Source organism: Moorena sp. SIO3A2 (genome assembly GCF_010672265.1).
Classification (GTDB): Bacteria; Cyanobacteriota; Cyanobacteriia; order Cyanobacteriales; family Coleofasciculaceae; genus Moorena; species Moorena producens.
The window spans coordinates 1-18,480 of the sequence record NZ_JAAHHC010000081.1 but is presented as its reverse complement, the minus strand read 5'-3'; the positions used below and the strand labels follow the sequence as shown (position 1 = coordinate 18,480).

Genomic DNA, 18,480 nt, shown 5'->3' with positions numbered 1-18,480 from the left:
TTCCCCCCATGAGCGACTGCCGTGGTTCCCCCCATGAGCGACTGCCGTGGTTCCCCCCATGAGCGACTGCCGTGGTTCCCCCCATGAGCGACTGCCGTGGTTCCCCCCATGAGCGACTGCCGTGGTTTCCCCCATGAGCGACTGCATCAAGACATGGAATAATAAAAGTGGATGGAAAAGTATCTTAAATAATTTTCGTTTAATTATTCAACCAACTCTTTTATTAGGATTGATTTTACCGTGGCTAAATGTTATAGATAATTATTATTTTTTACTCGGATTTCATGATTTAATTGATACTATAAATCAAGTTAAACCATTTTAAGTTTATTGATCAACTCCCCGATTTTTTATTATCTCTTAAATTCGGAGAGTGACAGAAGAGGGATATAGCAACCGAAGTATAGTTTAGGAAAGAGTATTTTGGTTGAAAGGGAGCAGGGAGTAGGGACTAAGGCCGTAGGCCACGCGGGGCGCGTTCGGAGCAGAAATATGTCTTAAGCTTTACTTCGACTGCTATATAATGATAGAAGGTCGATAGATAAGTGTAGAAACAGTGAGACATCAAGCCGTCAAAATAAGGATTTACCCCACACAAGAGCAAATTCATATACTTGATCAGCACTTTGGCTGTGCTCGTTGGTGGTGGAATTATGCGCGCTAAATCAATGCATAGAAACTTACAAAGAGACAGGCATTGGGTTGTCTTGTTCTGCACTCAATGCTATGTTGCCAAAGCTCAAAAAAGATGAGAAAACCGAATGGCTAAAAGACTGTTACTCTCCTTGGGGGGAGGTAAATGCCTGTACTTCCTGCGGAAAATGCGTAGATGCTTGTCCCACAGGGGCAATTTTCCGTAAGGGCACAACAACTGCAGAGAAAGAACGCGATCGCGGTAAGCTGGAATTTTTGGTTACAGCTAGAACCAAACAAGAATGGAAGCGATAGGTTCTACTAATTAATAGTTGGACAATTGGATCAGTAATAGTTATGAACAAATCTCAGACAAGCCTAATTAGTCATATCTCTTGGGGTCGTATGGAGGTAACCAATAATGGTGATAATTATCAATTCAAAGATTGTAAAGTATGGCCGGGAGGAGCTAAGGAATGGGATTGGAGACTTACAGGTACTCGCCATCAGCCCGGTATTCAACCCGCCGATATCGAAGAAATTTTGGCTCAGGGCATAGAGTTTATGGTTTTGTCCCGTGGTATGCAACTAATGCTACAAACCTGTCCAGAAACTGAGGAATTGCTCCATCAAATAGGAATTGAGTATTATATCGGGCAGACTAAATTAGCTGTAGACCTATTCAACAGTTTGATGCAACAAGGTAAAAAAGTCGGAGGTATATTTCATTCGACTTGTTAACTCGTTATCAGCTTGAGTAACGATGGAAAAAATTAAATTAGCAACAGTATGGTTAGCGGGGTGTTCGGGATGTCATATGTCCTTTTTGGATCTAGAGGAATGGCTGCTCGAACTCGCCCAATATGTAGATGTGGTTTACAGTCCCGTTGGGTCTGACCTGAAAGAATACCCGGAAAACGTGGATGTTTGTTTAGTAGAGGGTGGTATTGCCAATGAAGATAACTTAGAACTCATTAACCAAGTTCGGGAACGTAGCAAAATCCTCGTTTCTTTCGGAGATTGTGCCGTCACTGCCAACGTTCCTGCTATGCGGAATATGCTGGACGGTGCAGAACCTGTTCTCAAACGCGCCTATCTCGAATTGGGGGATGTCACTCCCCAACTCCCTTACGAACCAGGAATTGTACCGGAATTACTAGAGCAGGTACTGCCCGTTCACCAAGATAGCAGCTTGTAGTAGGGTGGGCAAAAACAGTTTGCTTCTTTTGAGTATTCTAGATTATATTACTTTGCCCACCCTACTTTAATTGGTCTGTTCGCGTAGCGTCCGCGTAGCGCATAAGCTGATAGCTGATAGCACCTCAAGTAGCGTCCGCGTAGCGCATAAGCTGATAGCTGATAGCTTACGTTTTAGAATACTACAGCGGAATTGGTTCTGGTAAAGACGTCTATATCTAACCCCCTATTTAATACTGCAACTTCCGATCCATCAACCGATAAAAAGCCGGTGAAGGCGTCGTAACTTACATCAGTGCTGCCTACAACTACTATCGCATCACTTCCTACTTCGAAGTCGAGGATAATATCCAAATCTCCTTCTAAGAACTGATCTGCGAAAAACTCGTAGATATCGCTGCCGCCGCCACTGATCAGAACATCGGATCCTTCATTGCCAACAACAACATCATCTCCTAAGCCGCCTCGAACAATATCATCTCCCAGACCGCCGAAGACAAAGTCAGTTCCTCCAGCACCCTGGATGTTATCGTCTCCTGCTCCAGCCATGAGTATATCTACTTCATCGCCGCCAGCTGCTACATCATTACCGTCGCCAAAAATAAAAATGTTAGTTTGATCTTCTTGTCCTACGGCGAATACACCTCCACCCTCTTGAGGGCTATCAAAAAACATTGCACCCTCAAAGTCGCTTATAAATAGCGGACCTGTGCTACCTGGACTTAATATTGCTGCCATTTAATTGTCTCCTTGTTTTAGCTTGAATTTTCTCTAACAGTTGATGTAGGGTGGGCAGTGCACCAGACAGATAATGAAGCTTGCAAAGCGCGCTGGTAGGCACTGCCCACCCTAGGATTAATGACAATGATGCAAGATATCGGTTAATCACGTTGTATTCAGGTAAATCGTTAATTGTTAATGGGAATTAATGGGAATTAATGGAAGTTACCATCAACAATTAACGATGAATGAGTAGTCTAAACTACTACCTGGTAGGATGAGTGTTTAACCGGAATTGATATCAACTATAATTTTTTATACTTGAATACAAATTATAAACAAATTATAAAAAAGTTAGACTTTTTTGATTTAAATCAAGTGTTAGAGGAAGCGATTATAAATTATTGTCAAGGATAAAAATTAGAAACAAATTAGACTTACTTGATTCAAATCAAGTTTTACACAGGTCATAGCTTGTCCGGTGAATCACTTCATATTCAGGGCAAGGGTTAATGCTTAATGGTTAATTGTCAAGAGTCAATTAACCATTTTCAATTTTCAATTTTCAATTTTCAATTAAGGTAATCAAACGCCTCTTACGAGTAATTGCTCCTGTTTTCTCTAGTTGCATCAAAGCTCGTGATACGGTTTCGGGAGTCAAACCTAGTTCAGCAGCAATTTCTTTGAAGGGTTGGTCTAAGCTGAGAACCGTTTGATTACGGAACTGAGCTAAGTAGTGTAGATATTGAAGTACCCGGTCGTGAGCAGTCCGAATTTATCGCCACTCTAAACGGACTCTGAGGGAGTGAATGTGTCTAACCAAAATGGTCATGAAATTCTCGGCCAAGTCAGGATAAAGGCAAAGGCTTGACAAAAGAAGTTGCTTGGGATAAAAAATTACTCGTGAAGCTACCTTAGCAATTGCTGTGTAAGGATAGACCGTTGAAAAAAGAGCACTTTCAGCTAAGCTCTCACCAGCTCTAACAACCTGAAGTGTAACCATTTTCCCTGATTGAGTGTAGTGAACAAGTTTGAATCGCCCTGTTTCCACTACAAAAAAAGACGATGCGGAATTTACCTGGTAAAATAGCTTCTGTTCAGCAACCAGATTCTGGAAGATGACACCCTGACTTAGAGCAGGGGGAAGGCTCTCAGGTTTCAATAGATTCATCAATAAGGCTTCTAGTACGGCACGACATGTGAATAGTTTAAGCAATCATTTTTGGCGATGTCTGTTGGAAAAGATCGGAAAAAATCAGAACTTGAACACAGAAAATGTCCCAGGCAGCAACTATAGTTGTTTCAATTAAGGATAAGACGGTAATGAGGTAAAATAAAAAGGGTATATTTTCAATAACTGACAGCAATGCCATACAGTCTAGATTTCAGAAAAAAAGTAATAAAGTATATAGAAAAAGGTGGAAATATTACAGAGGCAGCGAAAGTATTTGGGATAGGAATAGCGACAATATACAAGTGGTTAAATCGTTCAGAACTAAAGGCGACTAAGGTAGAACGTCGTCAAAGAAAGCTAGATTGGAAAGCCTTAGAACAAGATGTCAAAGAAAATCCAGATGCTAAATTAATAGAGAGAGCCAAAAAATTTGGAGTGCGCCCGAGTGCAATATTCTACGCACTCAAAAAAATGAAAATAACTCGTAAAAAAAAAGAACTTCGTTATCGGGAAAGCGATGCAGCGCGGTCTTGGGGGTTTCCCCCGGAGACGAAACCTGATTACGTTGAGCCTTTATGGTTGGTAGGTTATGCAAAAAAGGGTTAAAACTTATTGATTAAGGCGAGCCTGTCTTACGGTAACTATCGCCAAAGGCGACGCTTGGCCGTAGGCCACGCCAAAGGCGAACGCGAACAAACCATGAGCGACTGCATCAAGACAGAGATAGAAAAGAAAGAATAAAGTATTTAAGAGCATTAAGAGAATTAATAAAAATATCTGGAATCAAAAGCCTTGTATTCATTGATTAATCAGGGTTTGACAAAATACAGTCATGCCTTTATGGATGGTCCAAAAAAGGGAATAAACTGTATGGTGAACAAACAGTAAAACGAATAAAAATAGAAAATTTAGTAGCAGGAATAAGGAAGAAATCAAAAGATTTAATAGCCCCTTGTTTAGTGGTAGTCTGAATGCAGAAGTATTTGAAGGATGGTTAAGCCAATATTTATTACCCTCATTAACAATTCCTTCAGTATTAATTATGGATAATGCACCAATTCCTATAAAAAGTGCAATTAGAGAATTAGTAGAGTCAGCCGGTCATCAAGTATTATTTTTGCCGAAATACTCTCCAGATTTCAATGATATAGAGCATGATTTTAGTGCTTTAAAGAGAGCCAGAATGTATACTTCTATAGACACTTCTCTGGATGAAGTGATTCGTGAATATTGTGCTTCTTAGTGTCTCCTCCTTATTTAAAATAACTATAGGAGCAGGAATATCGGGGGTGCATCTCATATTTGTAAAAAAGAAGGGGAAGTGTGGGAAGTGTGGGAAATGTGGGAAATGTGGGGCGGGAAGTGTGGGGCGGGAAGTGTGGAAATTTTCGCGCGAATTTTTGCCTAATTGCATCGCTACCAAAAATCCCTATATAATTGATTAATTATTGCCTCTTGCCTCTTGCCTCTTGCCTCTTGACTTTCTCTAAGTGACTATGTTCACAACTCAAATAAAAATGCTATATTAGATATCAGTTAATCAGCTCAAATACATCTACTGTTTGCAGTTTTCCCTTGATTGAAACTTGACCCAATTCCCGATAGGTATACTGGTGCTTGGTCGCTTCATAGACACTACCACTGACGAGGATCTGACCCCCGTTGGCCATAGCTTGTAATCTGGCAGCGATATTGACTTCATCACCAATGGCTGTATAGTCCATATGCTGGGGAGAACCAATGTTTCCGACCACAACTTCTCCTGAACTAATCCCAATACCGGTTAGAAAATTCTCCCGGATCCAGGGGGTAGGCATAGTCTTAAGTTGATGTTGCATAGCAATAGCAGCTGCGATCGCTTGTCCCTGATTATCCTCTAGCTTAGAGGGGGCACCAAACATAGCCACAATCATATCGCCCACAAATTTATTTACTGTTCCCTCGTGGCTGAAGATAACATCCACCATGCAGGTAAAATATTCGTTCAGGTATTCAACAATTTTATGGGCTTCTAATTCTTCACACCGAGTTGTGAAATTCCGAATATCAGAGAACAATATAGTAATAGGCTTTTTGGCTGGAGTCAGAGAGATATTGCCCTTGGCATCAATAATAGCTTGGACAAGTTGGGAAGGAATATAGCGTTCCAGTCGGCTTTTAATCCGCTCCTCCTGTAGTTTATTTCTATGGAGCAAGGCATTTTCAATAGCTCCTGCTGCTTGAGCTCCAAGAATCGTTAAAAATTTCAAGTCTTGAGCTGTATAATTAACTGGTTTCTCACTACAAAAGTTAATCAATCCCAGCAGACCCTTTTGGGTTTTTAGAGGAGCACAAACCAGAGAGTTGATGGACTTCACACTAGCAATAAACCTGGGATCATCTTGAACCTGATTCACAATATCAGCCTTACCAATTCCTAGCCCATTCTTTGTATTACTATTGCTCAGCTGAAAAAATTCTGTTGGATTATACTGTTTGCCAAAGGCGGAGATTATATCTAGTTGCTCAGTTTCGGAATTAATTAACAAGACTGAACCACAATCTCCTGGAATCAGTCTTCTCGCTTCATCCAGGAACAGCTGAGCAATAGCGGACAGCTCTAAACAGGATGGAATCCGTTCCGAAACTCTATAGAGTAAATTAATTTCTCGGTATTGATCTAAGATAGCACTGCCTAGATCTTTTTTTTCTAATTCTTGATTAGCTAAATAATTCAGGAGTTCTTTAATTGCGATCGCTTTCTGATCCCCTTTGACCCAGCCAATCACCTGACCTCTTGCTTCAACGGGATATTTATTGGCTAAGTTACAACGTCCCAATATCGGAATTTTCCTAGGATTGTCCAACAGCAGCTTTCCGTGGATATCCTCAATCTGGACAGCGGTGTCTATGGCGTCAATCAGTTGACTTATGACCCCTAGCGCTTTTGGCTTAGAAATAATTTTTTTGAGACTGATAGATGCCATACTTTGTGCTACTATTGTAAGTTGGCTTAAAAGTATCGATTCAAAGTACTCCTCACCCGTTCCTCTCGAAGCATATTCTCATAGAGGATAGCATTAGATATGGCTGATGTGGCTTGAGATGCTAAAGCACTGATTAATTTCAAATCCCTGGCTGTATAGTCTACAGGTTTTTCACTACTGAGCTGAATGACACCAATTACCTGATCTTTGGTCTTGAGTGGAACACACATTAGGGAACTGATCGGATAATCAGATGGCACAAACCTGGGATCCGATCAGACATCGTTAACGATTTCTCCTACACCAGTCATAATCACACTGCCAACAATACCTGCTATCGATTGCTTGTGGGGTCTATCCCCCATTTCTGGCTCAAAGCTAGCCAGTACTTCCAGTTGGGATTTATCTTGGTCTAGCAAAAAGACAAATCCCCGATTCACTTGAATTAATTCCCTAGTTTGATTAATCACAATTTGAGCAACATCTTGAGGCATTAAATTGGCAGTTAATTTCCCCGATAGATTGTAGATTAAGTTTATTTATCGATAGTTCTCTAAGGTTTCTATAGCAATTGATCGGCGTTCTAGTTCTCGATTCGCTAAATAATTGAGTAGAGCGGCAATAGGACGAGCATTCTCTCCTCCCCTAACCCACCCTAAAGTAGTTCCTTTCAGGTCTATCTTGTATTTACCAGATGAATCATCAGGCTCATCTCCGAATAACAGTTGCTCATCAATGTCTTGAATACTAATATCTCCTCCCAGGGAATTTATCAGGTATGAGGAGCAGTGACGAGATGTCTTTTTGGGCAATTATTTTTTTCAGTTTAATAGCGGCCATGTAGTTTAGTAAAGCGGTTTTAAATTAGGTGAGTTACATTTTTTTAGGGAGCAGGGAGCAGGGAGCAGGGAGCAGCTTACAAGGGTATGATTTTAATATGGAAGGTATTCGCTGGCCAGAAAATCAATCGAGAGTAAAAGCAAACACGATATTGTAAAACTGATGATGAAAAGTCCTCAAGCTGATCAGGAATGGTTAAGAGTGGTCACCCTTAAAAATGCCCCACTTGAGTAAATCTCAGGCCATAGGATTAGCGATGGGTCGCAATGCAATCGCCATAACTCACAGTTGTGGATTATCGACGGTAACAGTGTTTCTAGCACAATTATTCAATAAGCCAGAAGGAAATGTCAGAGAACAATTGCGACAATGGTATCGAGAAGCCAATAATAAGTATGGTAGGTTCCGACAGGAAATAGAAGTAACTCAAAGTTTTAAACCGTTATTAACTTGGTTGTTGAGTTGGTGGTCGAAGGATGAAAAAAGCCTGGTGTTAGCTGCAGATGCTTCCACCTTGGGACAGCGCAAAACATTGTTGGTGATTAGTTTAGTCTATCGTGGCTGTGGCATTCCTGTAGCCTGGAAAATTATCAAAGCCACAGAAAAAGGTAGTTGGAAACCTTACTGGTGTCAATTGTTCGATCACATCGAAGTGAGCATGCCTGATGATTGGTTTGTGATTGTTGCTACAGATAGAGGGTTGTATGCCAAGTGGCTCTACGAGGCCATCAGGAAAAAGGGTTGGCATCCTTTGATGCGAATTAATCATCAAGGATATTATCGAGCCTCACACCATCAGAATTTTGTCCCAATGTCTTCATTAATTACTCAGGTTGGTCAGCACGCTTAGTGGTCGAGTCACCTGCGCATGCGACTCATAGTCTTGATTGTACTCTTCTGGCTAACTGGGAATCGGGCTATGCTGACCCTTGGTTAATCTTGACAGATCTATCTCCACAACAAGCTCAAATCTGTTGGTACAGTATGCGTAGTTGGATTGAATGTTTATTCAAAGATATTAAGCGTGGTGGTTTGGGCTGGCATCACACCAAAATGAGTGATCCTGGCCTTTCGGCCACGCTACGCGAACAACGGGCTGAAAGATTATGGTTAGCCATTGCCACAGCCACATTGTGGTTGGTTAGTGTTGGAGGAGAAACTGATGGTGATTTATCTGCTAGCAGTCTGTCTGACAACCATGGCAATAATAAGAGTGAATTAGATCAATCACCCTCAACAGCCACTGTCCAACAGACTAGTTGTGATCTCAATCAACCTACTCGTTATTTAAGTTGTTTCCGACAGGTGCGACCCGTGGCGAATTTAATTCGCCTACGGAAAGCGCACCTTAGGGGTTTTTTGATAATTTTGGCTTCTGTGATTAAACAAATGCCTTTACCTGTTGGCTGCTTTGTTCCTCCATTTTCTCTTGATTCTGGATAATTCTTAAAATCATACCCTTGTAAGGCAGGGAGCAGGGAGCAGGGAGCAGGGAGCAGGGAGCAGGGAGCAGGGAGCAGTGAAGTCATAAAAGGGAATAGGCAAAAGGTAATAGTGGTAAAATAATTTGGACATCATTAGACTATCAAAAAATATATTATTAATCTAATAATATAAAAAATATAGTGGCTAATTTATGTTCAAAACGCACCTTGTTAACCAACGCTTGTTCTTTGGCAATCCCTGAATTAACCAGAATCATATCAGGTTTGAATGAAATCGCTTTAGAAAGACAATCTTGACCATTTCGGGCATAAATTATCCGAATTACTCTTTTCCGTAATACCTGAGTAATCATTTGAGCTTGAGGGAGATGTTCCTCCACTATCAAAACTTGCTTAGTCGGCTTTTCTTGAGAGGTCAGTCGAACAACGTCTTTGAGCAGTTCTTCGAGATTAATCGGTTTGCTCAAACATCGCTCAACTCCTAGAGCATGTTGATCTTCAGTGATGGACAAAATGATAATCGGAATATCCATACTGTGCAAGTCATTTTTAACCACCGCTGCTGTATCAAACCCATTCATTTTCGGCATCACTACATCCAAGATAATTAGATCAGGAGGTTCTTGTTTGATCTGTTGAATTGCTTCCCAACCATCTTGCGCTTCCTGAATCCTGTAACCTTCTGCTCTAAGATGCTGCTTGAGTAGCTCTCGAATCGGAGCTTCATCATCCACAATCAGAATGGTTTTATCCCTGGAATTTGTGGTCATTTTCGAGGTGATCATGGATGATTTTAGTTGGGTGATCAGGGTTTCAGCAGCTATGGTTTTGACTCCAGGTTCAGACTCAACCGATATGGGTAAGCTAAAGGAGAAGTTACTCCCTTTACCCAGTTCGCTTTCGACCCAAATTTGTCCTTGATGATGTTCCACAATTTCCTTACAAATAGGGAGTCCTAAGCCGGTACCTTGAGGTTTTTCAGTTAGAGTATTACCCGCCTGTTTGAATTTTTCAAAGATCAGCGTCTGCTCGGCTTCAGAAATGCCTATACCGCTATCAATGATACTAACGGTAATCTCTGAACCAGTTCGCCTTACTTTACAGTATACAAACCCTTTATCCGTAAACTTAGCTGCATTAGAGATTAGATTAATCACCACCTGAATTAGTCGGTCTCGGTCACCAATTATCTGAGGTAAGCCCTCGTCTATACTCTTAATTAATTCCACATCATTCTGTTCAAACAGAGCAGTCGTAGCAATGATTGCTCGTTCTAGGACATCGACAACTGAGAGGGGTTGCATTTTCCACTCTACTCGACCAGCTTCTAGCTTAGCCAGATCCAGGACATCATTGATCAAAGCTTTGAGACGCTCCCCTTCGGAGATAATGATGTTAACATTTTCTGACACTTGCTTGAGGGTGCGCTGAATCTTGTGGTCATTGGTAGGAATTAAGGGAAATAGGGTTTTTTCCAGTTTTTTCTGAATCAGTTTGGCAAAACCCATTACTGAAGTTAGGGGAGTCCTCAATTCATGGGAAACTGTGGAAATAAAGTCTGTTTTCATCCGGTCTACTTCTTTTTCAAAGGTAATATCTCGGATCAGAATCACCGAACCCATAAAGCCATCCTGACTATCAGGGTTATCTGTAGCCTTAGTATCTTTTAGAATAGCAGTGGCTACGGCTTTGCCAATCCGTTGATTGGTCAGTTCTACTTCAGCGGTAAAGACTTGTTTAGGGTTAGTCTTAGTAAGAGTGACTAGGTTTGCGATCGCATTCCCCAACACTCCCTGACACCCTTGACCGAGTAACTCGGTTTCCCCCAAATCAAACAAGCTCACCAAAGCTGGATTGATGCGAGTAATTTTGCCCTTGGTATCTGTTACCAGTAATCCATCGGCTAAGCTTCTAATCATCGCATCCACGTAAGCTATAGTATGCTGTAATTGAGTCGTGGTGGTTTTGAGACACTGAGCTTGTTCACTGACAATTGTGTACTGTTCTTGAGTAGTGGTGTATAAATGTGCCTGGTTGATGGCGATCGCTAACTGATTGCTCACGGCTTGTAATAGCTCCAATTCCAAATCACTACAGCTCCAAGGCTTGCGGCGCATACAAATTAAATAGCCAGGAGGATGCAACCCCCGAATCATGACTGGTAACGCCAGATAGTTCCCTGTCTGGCAGTAGATGAGTTGATCACCACTATCATGGAAGTGAACCATCTGTCCTTGGCTTAAGCGATCGCATAAATCATCAGAAGATTCGATACGTATGAATCCCACTTGGGACGGTAAATCAGCTTTTCGATGTTCACACAGAATTTCCAAGCATTGTTGGTCTTGGTGATACCAGCCAAAAGTCACTCGGTCGAGACGCAAGAGGGTAGCAATTTCATTGACAGTAGTTTGCACAGTTGTTTCCAAATCCAGAGATTCACGAATACGAGTAGTAAGCCCATTCAGCAGCGCCTCCTGCTGAGCCCTGGCGTTGGTCTGCTCGAAAGTTTGAATCTGTAGTAAAGCAATAACCATGGCGATGATCAGCATCACTCCCAACACCGATGCCAGCAAATTGAGAGAATTGAGTTGTCGCTCCACATTAGCCCGGGGAATCACCAAAGCCACAGACCAATCCGCGTGTTGCAGAGAAGTATAGGCAACATACACCGACTGACCATGCAGTTCCATTAGGGTTACCGACTCTTGCGGGTTGGCTATTTTCCTAGCCTCCATCATCAGTTGAGCAATTTGCTTTAGATTGGGGTTAGGGGAGTCTAAAAAACTCCTACCAAATTGAATTACCTTTGGGTCTGGATGGGCAATGGGTACTCCTTTTGAGTCCAAAGCAAAGGCATAACTCCCTTCTCCCAAGGTAGTATTGGTAATCACCTCTGACAGTCGGTCTAAGGAAACCGGTCCAGCAAATTCTCCTATGGGGAAAGAAAATGGACCAGCCAACTCCCCTGGTTTTGGCAGGGTTACATCCCCCAGTTGCACATCCTCGTTGGTTAGGTTGTCCAAAGCCAGTTTTTTTGGAGTAATTTCCGTGTCATTGTTGGGGGGAACTGACCAGATCGGAGCCGCAATATTGACTTGGCGAATACCAGTAGAACGAGAGACTACCGGATTATCCACAAAGGTTTCTCCTTGCATCGCTCGTTGAAAGTGAGTGCGATCGCTAAGATTCTTCCCCTCAATAAAACCTGCACGACTGGTGTAGTAAGAGCCATTCCCCTTAGCCATGACAAACATATGAAAATCGGGCAATCGTTCTTGCTCGAGTTGCAGATAGGGTTGAGCAACCTCCCAGTCCAAAGACCGAACTTGGGGACTATTAGCAATCGTTTCCACCTTCGCCATCAGAGCCGCCAGCCATTCATCAATTTGATGTCCCGCCATCTTGACCTTCAATTCAGCATTATCCTCCAGACTCTCAAGAATTAGACTCTGAACCACCCAATAACTCGTGAAAGCTGCTGTTCCCACTAGGGCAATGGTGCCACTAATTAACAACCGGGGAACAGAACGCCTTGGCTGCCATAGGGATTGATAACTATTGTGCTTAAGCCACCACTGGCGTCTAAACCAAGTTCCCATATCTCTTATGGAAAATCCTTCCTGTTGTTCCTGAGAAACTTCAGCAGCTTTTGCCTGGGGTTGGGCTAGGATAGTGGGGTCCGAGCAACTGGTGTCCACCTCTGATGCTAAAGGAATACCGCTCACCTGACAGTACCCGTGTGGGTAAACCTTGAGTGGGGAATTATCCGGAAGTGAGTTTCTCTGGGAACTAGCATTAAAACGATTCAGTCTCACTGTTCCGAAGATAGTCCTTAGGCTGGGTTGCCTACTGGTGGGATAAGATGACAATTGTTTACCTCCCCTTTCTCCCCTGATGCCCTCTCTTCCCCCTCTTGCATCCGAGTACAAATTATCCCTATTTTGGACAATACCCCAATCACTTCCAGGCTGGGGATTGACCTGGGTAGAGTACCTACCCTGCCTTCTTGGGTACAGTGCTTCTGGCTGATTGTCTCCCCGCCAATCCAGATAACCTTGTAGCAGTTGCCGCAACAGTTCCATACCATTGATCCAGAGGTTTTCTTCTATCTGGTAATAGGTGAGACGGTATGCTTCTTCAGAACAGAGCCAATTAAGAATTTCTTCAAAGTACTCACGAGCCTGGAGAAATGGATTGAGCTGAGTGTATTCAGATGTTTCCATAATAAAATCGGATATAGCTTTGATATGATCTCGCCTAATCTCTACCAGGAAAATTATAGTCAGTCCGGGTAATTTTTTTTTTAAGTGGTTAGTCGTTAGTCGTTAGTCGTTATATCAAGTCCGGTTAATCACTTATAGCAGTCGCCAGGGCAGTTAGGACATGACAAAAGTCTCAAACCTAAGTAAGCGCAAGAGTTTGACTTCTGACTTCTGACTTCTGACTTTTGAATTATGCTATACCAAATAGTCCCTGTTTTGGTAATGGGCAATCGGTAATGGTGAATCGTCAACTACCAAGTACAAATTACCAAGTACAAATTACCAGAGAAGAGATATCATAATTAGTCAAACTGATTGGATATAATCGGTAATTTACCCTGAATTATCAATTACAAATGACGAATTGTCAGTAATATTACGGTTGACTTGTGGTTCGGTCATTTGATGAACTTCAAATAGGGTCATACTAACTAATACCAATTTCATTTATTCGAGCTACAGATGGTGAACAGGTGTAGGTTAGTCGGTTAGTCGGTGAGCGGGTTATCTTCTGAACCTTCAAATGTGGCCCATGGACAATCAACCATTAAAGTCTAACAATAATCATAATTATTGTTAGACTTTAATGGTTGATCCGTAGAATAAAACTAGTGATATCAAAAATATTTTTTATATTTATTTGGTTATATTTATTATTATAATTTTAATTTCCATAAATAATTATTATAAATTACCATATAAATCAATCAACTATATGGTCAAATCCTCAGACTATAGTCTTTTATTTGATGAACCAATTCAGCCAATACCACTCAAATTAGAACTAAACAAAGACAAGGTTAAACTGGGCAAGGCGCTTTTTCATGACCCCCGACTGTCACAGGATAACACCATCTCTTGTGCTAGCTGCCACAATCTAAATACCGGTGGTACAGACTAAATGGTGCGTTCAATTGGGATCAACAATAGGATTGGCTTGATTAATGCACCCACAGTCTTCAACAGTGGATTCAATTTTAAGCAACATTGGGATGGAAGCGTTGAAACCCTGGAGGAACAGATTGATAGACCAATCCATGCAGAGCATGAAATGGGTTCTAATTGGCAAGAAATCCTCAGTAAGCTCAAGCAATCCCCTGAGTATGTCTCACTATTTAACCAACTGTATAAAGATGGTATCAACAGCGACAACATCAAGGATGCGATCGCTACTTTTGAAAGATCGCTTTACACTCCCAACTCACGCTTTGACCAATTTTTGCGCGGCCATAAAAATGCCCTCTCCTCCTCAGAAAAAGAAGGCTATCGTCTGTTTAAAGCCTATGGCTGTGTTAGCTGTCACCAAGGAGTCAATGTCGGCAGTAATATGTTCCAGGCTTTTGGTCTGTTTGGGGATTACTTCAAAGATCGCGGTAAGCTTACCAAAGCTGATTTGGGACGCTTTAATGTCACTGGCAATGAACGTGATCGTTATGTATTTAAGGTTCCCAGTTTGCGGAACGTGGCTCTAACATCACCATATTTTCACGACGGTTCAGCTGAAACTCTTGAAGAAGCTGTGACGATAATGGGCAAATATGAATTGGGACGCCCACTGTCGCCAAACGATATTGGTCTGATTGTCAAGTTCCTCAAAACTCTCACAGGCGAGTATCAAGGAAAACCATTGTGAACAAAACTCAATTGCTAAAGCTCATAAATACCTTGGCTGCTGTTTTTATCTTGGCTTTTTTGGTTAGGAAAAGTCTACCAATTAACCTTGAATAACACCAACAGTATCAAAATATAGCGGTTTTTAATCTAGTAAGGTACAAGTTTTTGGGTTTTAGGGAGCAGGGAGCAGGGAGCAGGGAGCAGGGACTTCGGAAGAGGGAAGAGGGAAGTCGGAAGTGGGAAGTCGGAAGTGGGAAGAGGTAAAAAAATATGTGTACCTCATGAGGATAAAAAGCGCTATCCTTTAAATCAACAAAAGGAGATAGATGTAATATTAAATCAGGATATTATAAAATCTCGCTACGAGATTAGCAGCTATTACGATCCATTTGTCAAGCATTTATCTCAACTCAAATATAATCAAAATAGCCTTAACATAATCCCGACATTTATTAATCAGTACGGCAGGTAAAAACTTACTAAAATAATAAAAAAAATCAGAAATCAGAAATCAAAAATAAAAGTTAATCAAAAGATTAAAATTCCAGAATGCAATTCTACAAAACTCCCTTAGTTACTTACCGTTTATGACTAATGATATCGTAAAAAATACCTCGAATAAAAGCGGAAGCCATTATTTAGAAGTTATTCTAGATGAACTGCTGAAAAATATCCTGCTTTACAACCTCAACTCTGATCAGGAATTAGAAGCGCTGATCAAGGACAATATGGATAGGCTGTTGCTGGTCAAAGACCAAAATAATTTTGGTAAAGATGAATAATTTATCGATCTAGCCCTCAGCCATTACCGAAAAATTATGAGCAATAAACCTCAGGTAGATGAACTGACCCAGCAGCTGCTACAGCTCCCTACCAAGCAGCTAAACGAAGAACTAGATTACGTCTATTGGGACTTTAGCCAAAATCAAGCCAAAATCAAGCCCTTACTCGCTTTATATCTGATAAATACGTCCGGATTTTCCTGGAGCCAATGAACATGCGCGGCAAGACATGGCACTGCGAAAAGCATCTATTGCTTCAGCAAATGTCTTTAAAGGTTTCGATGCCCATCGTCTTCGCAATCCCCCAGTTAATTGATGCCAAAGAATAAAAGTATAGGCACACATGACCAAGATAAAATGCCTCATCAAGCTGCGTTTATGGCGAACTTGATATTCTTTGAGTCCCAACCACCACGCTTGCTCCCGATAAAATACTTCCACCCAATTTCGTTGAGCGTAAGTCTCGACCACCCATTGGGGAGTGACCACATCCGTTTCGACATTTGTCAAAAAATAGTCACGGTGCGCTTTCCAATGGGCGAGTAAATCGCCCTTGGGTCGCACCGCAATATCTGTGGCTTGACTAAAAGTCGGTTGATTCATGACGATAGCCAGACTTCTTTTTCCACTCAGACGAGATATTTCTACTTCGAGGGTGGCAACCCACAGGGTTTTTGACTTATTTAGATTTAGTTGAACTTCTGTGAAAGCCTCATCCGGAAGGCTTTGGGCTAACTCATCAACCCGAATAGTAACTCCCGAATTTTTGGCGTTCGGGTCACTCACTTTTCGTTCGCGTAGCGTGCGCTTTTGGCGCATTTTTTAGCGATTCGGACTAAATACTTGAGTTGTCGATTTTCTAGCTCTAATAAAAATGATGTATTGTTTCCATATCCAGCATCTATCAGGACCATTCCTGGATGATATCCCCGACTTAATGTCTTATCAATTAACCCCAAGGCTAGCTCCGGTTTCGCGCAGGTTGGCTGGATCTTTTTTTCCCTGGGGCAATGAGTTCCCGTGTTGATATAACTCAAGATCTAACGGTAGACTTTTTCGACCATCATACAGATGGGTTGTTACCACCACAATTCCATTATCCGTTTTCCCGATTTCCCCAATGTAAGGCAGACCGACACCTTCGGTGAAGTTTCCACTTTTCCGTTCGCGTAGCGTGCGCCAAAAGCGCTTTGTCCGCTGTCGTCTACAATTAGTGCAAATCCACGTTCGCGTAGCGTGCGCCAAAAGCGCAGGGATTTTGGTCTGACGACAGCTATTCATCACTTGCAACCGGCGTTCGTTAATCTCTTGTTCACTCCAGGAAGCTCGCACCGCAAAATGCCGTAGGCTGTGGTATGAGACATCAGAGCGCGTTTCCGGCAATCTGAGATAGGTTTTTCCGTTCACTTTCTCCCAATAATCCCCCGCTGGTAGTGCCTAAACTCTTTTTTTTGAGCTTTTGTGTGAAAGATATCATCAAAACGCTTGCACCATCTCAAGGGAGCATGGAGGCATTGCTGTGGAAACAGTTTCTTTCATGGGATTGGACGGAAAAAGTAATCAACCTAAAAAACTTACCCTATATAGCATAGCACTATTTATGCCTTGAATTATCGCGCTTAGTCCCACTATAACCTCTACTATCGCCAAGCTATTGATACAGCTAATACTTATCGTTTATATGCCTATAGTTGGTTGTTGATTTTGTTGGCTTGGATTGCCTATTTAATTATCAACAATTTGGTAAAAGCTAACCGTCGTACCATCAACATTCTCGAAAGTATCACGGATGCCTTTATTTCCCTAAACGACCAGTGGCAGATTACCTATCTTAATCCCCAAGCTTTCCAAATGCTACAGAGTCAACCCGAACAGCTTCTGAATCAGAATCTGGAGGAGGTGTTTTCCGGAGTCTTTGGCTCCAAGTTCTACCAGGAATGTCATCGGGCGGTTGCTGCACAGGTTGTTGTCACCTTTGAAGAATACTATCCACCGACCAAACGTTGGTTTGACGTGAAAGCTTATCCAGGTATTAATGGTCTTTCAGTGTTCTTTCATGACATTACTGAGCGCAAACAAGCCTCCCGGGTCTTGCAGCAACTCAATGAGGACTTAGAAGCTAGGGTAGAAGAACGTACTGTCCAACTTGCTGAAAGTATGAAAGAAGCCGAAAAAGCGCGGACTAAGTCTGAAGAAGCTAACAAAGCCAAAAGCGAATTTCTTGCCAATATGAGCCATGAACTGCGCACCCCCCTCAATGCTATCCTAGGATTCACCCAATTGATGAACCGTGACTCATCGCTGAATCAGGAACATCAGGAATATCTAGCAATCATTAGTCGCAGTGGTGAGCATTTACTGAACTTGATCAATGACATATTAGAAATGTCCAAAATTGAGGCAGGTCAGATAACTGTAAATGAAACTAGCTTTGACCTGTATCGTCTGCTGGATAGTCTCGAAGAGATGTTAGGACTGCGAGCCGCCTCCAAAGGCTTACAGCTCATCGTTTACCGAGAGCCAGAGCTTCCTCGATATGTGAAAACAGATGAGGGAAAATTGCGCCAAGTTTTGATTAATTTACTGGGAAACGCTATCAAATTCACTCAAGAAGCTCACGGGGTGACAAGAGAGCTAAAAAGATTGCTGTATAATAATCATAGCCCGTTGACCCTGGAGATAAAAAGGGAGCTTATTAGGAGTTAATCTTATTAATTTGGGTGCGGCTCTTTTAAAAGTACGGTAGACTAGATCTCAGTAAAACTGACAAATTAGTCAGAGTAATAGTTTGAGTCAATACCTCCTGGTGGGTGACCAGCTGAAAAAGTCAGCAGTAGTTCAGGA

At 41.9% G+C, this 18,480-nt stretch carries 13 protein-coding genes and 8 pseudogenes; 12 read left to right on the top strand and 9 right to left on the bottom strand.

Annotated features, from left to right (window positions below; translation table 11 throughout):
* Positions 1 to 556: 556 nt before the first annotated feature.
* The 4 genes and pseudogenes from F6K64_RS36260 to F6K64_RS36245 form a co-directional block, all read left to right on the top strand.
* Positions 557 to 783, top strand: a pseudogene (locus F6K64_RS36260) (helix-turn-helix domain-containing protein); the annotation flags it as partial.
* A pseudogene (locus tag F6K64_RS36255) lies at positions 784 to 948 on the top strand (4Fe-4S double cluster binding domain-containing protein); the annotation flags it as partial. It lies immediately after the preceding pseudogene.
* A 42-nt stretch (positions 949 to 990) separates the two neighbouring features.
* Entirely contained in the window at positions 991 to 1,374 is a 384-nt protein-coding gene (locus F6K64_RS36250; protein WP_008191888.1) for an Mth938-like domain-containing protein, read from the top strand.
* A 22-nt stretch (positions 1,375 to 1,396) separates the two neighbouring features.
* A pseudogene (locus tag F6K64_RS36245) lies at positions 1,397 to 1,816 on the top strand (NADH-quinone oxidoreductase subunit B family protein); the annotation flags it as partial.
* 188 nt (positions 1,817 to 2,004) lie between these two features.
* On the opposite strand, the gene F6K64_RS36240 reads toward F6K64_RS36245, so the two are convergent.
* From F6K64_RS36240 to F6K64_RS36235, 3 genes are all read right to left on the bottom strand, one after another.
* Positions 2,005 to 2,568: a calcium-binding protein gene (locus F6K64_RS36240; RefSeq protein ID WP_008191890.1), complete on the bottom strand. Its 564-nt coding sequence runs from the start codon at positions 2,566 to 2,568 to the stop codon at positions 2,005 to 2,007.
* A 547-nt stretch (positions 2,569 to 3,115) separates the two neighbouring features.
* Positions 3,116 to 3,325, bottom strand: coding sequence for a helix-turn-helix domain-containing protein (locus F6K64_RS38665; protein ID WP_202799301.1), 210 nt, complete (start codon positions 3,323 to 3,325; stop codon positions 3,116 to 3,118).
* Entirely contained in the window at positions 3,326 to 3,721 is a 396-nt protein-coding gene (locus F6K64_RS36235) for a Crp/Fnr family transcriptional regulator (protein WP_202799298.1), read from the bottom strand.
* Positions 3,722 to 3,916: 195 nt separating this feature from the next.
* On the opposite strand from F6K64_RS36235, the pseudogene F6K64_RS36230 reads away from it, so the two are divergent.
* The 3 genes and pseudogenes from F6K64_RS36230 to F6K64_RS36220 all read left to right on the top strand — a co-directional run.
* Positions 3,917 to 4,237, top strand: a pseudogene (locus F6K64_RS36230) (IS630 transposase-related protein); the annotation flags it as partial.
* A 99-nt stretch (positions 4,238 to 4,336) separates the two neighbouring features.
* A complete protein-coding gene (locus tag F6K64_RS36225; RefSeq protein WP_267872134.1) occupies positions 4,337 to 4,465 on the top strand; it encodes a hypothetical protein in 129 nt (42 codons plus the stop codon).
* Positions 4,444 to 4,967: pseudogene (locus F6K64_RS36220) on the top strand (IS630 family transposase); the annotation flags it as partial. The gene F6K64_RS36225 and the pseudogene F6K64_RS36220, both read left to right, overlap by 22 nt.
* 289 nt (positions 4,968 to 5,256) lie before the next feature.
* Here the strand turns inward: F6K64_RS36220 and F6K64_RS36215 are convergent.
* From F6K64_RS36215 to F6K64_RS36200, 4 genes are read right to left on the bottom strand one after another with little or no spacing between them, the layout of a single operon-like run.
* The gene (locus F6K64_RS36215) at positions 5,257 to 6,690 is read right to left on the bottom strand and encodes an adenylate/guanylate cyclase domain-containing protein (RefSeq protein WP_008191899.1); all 1,434 of its coding nucleotides are present in this window, start codon (positions 6,688 to 6,690) and stop codon (positions 5,257 to 5,259) included.
* A 26-nt stretch (positions 6,691 to 6,716) separates the two neighbouring features.
* Positions 6,717 to 6,950 (bottom strand): GAF domain-containing protein, encoded by a 234-nt coding sequence (locus F6K64_RS36210; RefSeq protein ID WP_048815387.1) that lies wholly within the window; start codon positions 6,948 to 6,950, stop codon positions 6,717 to 6,719.
* Between the two features lie 15 nt (positions 6,951 to 6,965).
* Entirely contained in the window at positions 6,966 to 7,184 is a 219-nt protein-coding gene (locus F6K64_RS36205; protein WP_008191903.1) for a GAF domain-containing protein, read from the bottom strand.
* A 45-nt stretch (positions 7,185 to 7,229) separates the two neighbouring features.
* Positions 7,230 to 7,502: a hypothetical protein gene (locus tag F6K64_RS36200; RefSeq protein WP_008191904.1), complete on the bottom strand. Its 273-nt coding sequence runs from the start codon at positions 7,500 to 7,502 to the stop codon at positions 7,230 to 7,232.
* 254 nt (positions 7,503 to 7,756) lie between these two features.
* Here F6K64_RS36200 and F6K64_RS36195 point away from each other — a divergent pair, with 254 nt between their 5' ends.
* Both F6K64_RS36195 and F6K64_RS36190 read left to right on the top strand, forming a co-directional pair.
* Positions 7,757 to 8,380: a hypothetical protein gene (locus F6K64_RS36195; RefSeq protein WP_207554321.1), complete on the top strand. Its 624-nt coding sequence runs from the start codon at positions 7,757 to 7,759 to the stop codon at positions 8,378 to 8,380.
* Positions 8,380 to 8,973 carry a hypothetical protein gene (locus F6K64_RS36190; RefSeq protein ID WP_008191913.1) on the top strand — a complete coding sequence of 198 codons (594 nt, stop codon included), beginning with the start codon at positions 8,380 to 8,382 and terminating at the stop codon, positions 8,971 to 8,973. Before F6K64_RS36195 ends, F6K64_RS36190 begins: the two co-directional genes overlap by 1 nt.
* A gap of 157 nt (positions 8,974 to 9,130) precedes the next feature.
* Here F6K64_RS36190 and F6K64_RS36185 read toward each other — a convergent pair whose 3' ends face one another.
* On the bottom strand, positions 9,131 to 13,201 hold the full coding sequence (locus F6K64_RS36185; RefSeq protein WP_008191914.1) for an ATP-binding protein: 4,071 nt from the start codon (positions 13,199 to 13,201) through the stop codon (positions 9,131 to 9,133).
* A 754-nt stretch (positions 13,202 to 13,955) separates the two neighbouring features.
* Between F6K64_RS36185 and F6K64_RS38660 the strand changes: the two are divergent.
* Positions 13,956 to 14,873 (top strand): annotated as a pseudogene (locus F6K64_RS38660) (cytochrome-c peroxidase).
* A gap of 508 nt (positions 14,874 to 15,381) precedes the next feature.
* A complete protein-coding gene (locus F6K64_RS36170) occupies positions 15,382 to 15,636 on the top strand; it encodes a DAHL domain-containing protein (RefSeq protein ID WP_267872135.1) in 255 nt (84 codons plus the stop codon).
* 143 nt (positions 15,637 to 15,779) lie between these two features.
* On the opposite strand, the pseudogene F6K64_RS36165 reads toward F6K64_RS36170, so the two are convergent.
* Positions 15,780 to 17,175: pseudogene (locus F6K64_RS36165) on the bottom strand (IS701 family transposase).
* A gap of 156 nt (positions 17,176 to 17,331) precedes the next feature.
* Between F6K64_RS36165 and F6K64_RS36160 the strand changes: the two are divergent.
* A pseudogene (locus tag F6K64_RS36160) lies at positions 17,332 to 18,276 on the top strand (histidine kinase dimerization/phospho-acceptor domain-containing protein); the annotation flags it as partial.
* Positions 18,277 to 18,480 lie beyond the last annotated feature (204 nt).

What these genes read in the sequence shown, in the direction of transcription:
- F6K64_RS36215 (WP_008191899.1), bottom strand. Translation starts at nt 6,690, where the DNA reads ATGGCATCTATCAGTCTCAAAAAAATTATTTCTAAGCCAAAAGCGCTA.
- F6K64_RS36235 (WP_202799298.1), bottom strand. Translation starts at nt 3,721, where the DNA reads ATGAATCTATTGAAACCTGAGAGCCTTCCCCCTGCTCTAAGTCAGGGT.
- F6K64_RS36250 (WP_008191888.1), top strand. Translation starts at nt 991, where the DNA reads ATGAACAAATCTCAGACAAGCCTAATTAGTCATATCTCTTGGGGTCGT.
- F6K64_RS36185 (WP_008191914.1), bottom strand. Translation starts at nt 13,201, where the DNA reads ATGGAAACATCTGAATACACTCAGCTCAATCCATTTCTCCAGGCTCGT.
- F6K64_RS36205 (WP_008191903.1), bottom strand. Translation starts at nt 7,184, where the DNA reads ATGCCTCAAGATGTTGCTCAAATTGTGATTAATCAAACTAGGGAATTA.
- F6K64_RS36240 (WP_008191890.1), bottom strand. Translation starts at nt 2,568, where the DNA reads ATGGCAGCAATATTAAGTCCAGGTAGCACAGGTCCGCTATTTATAAGC.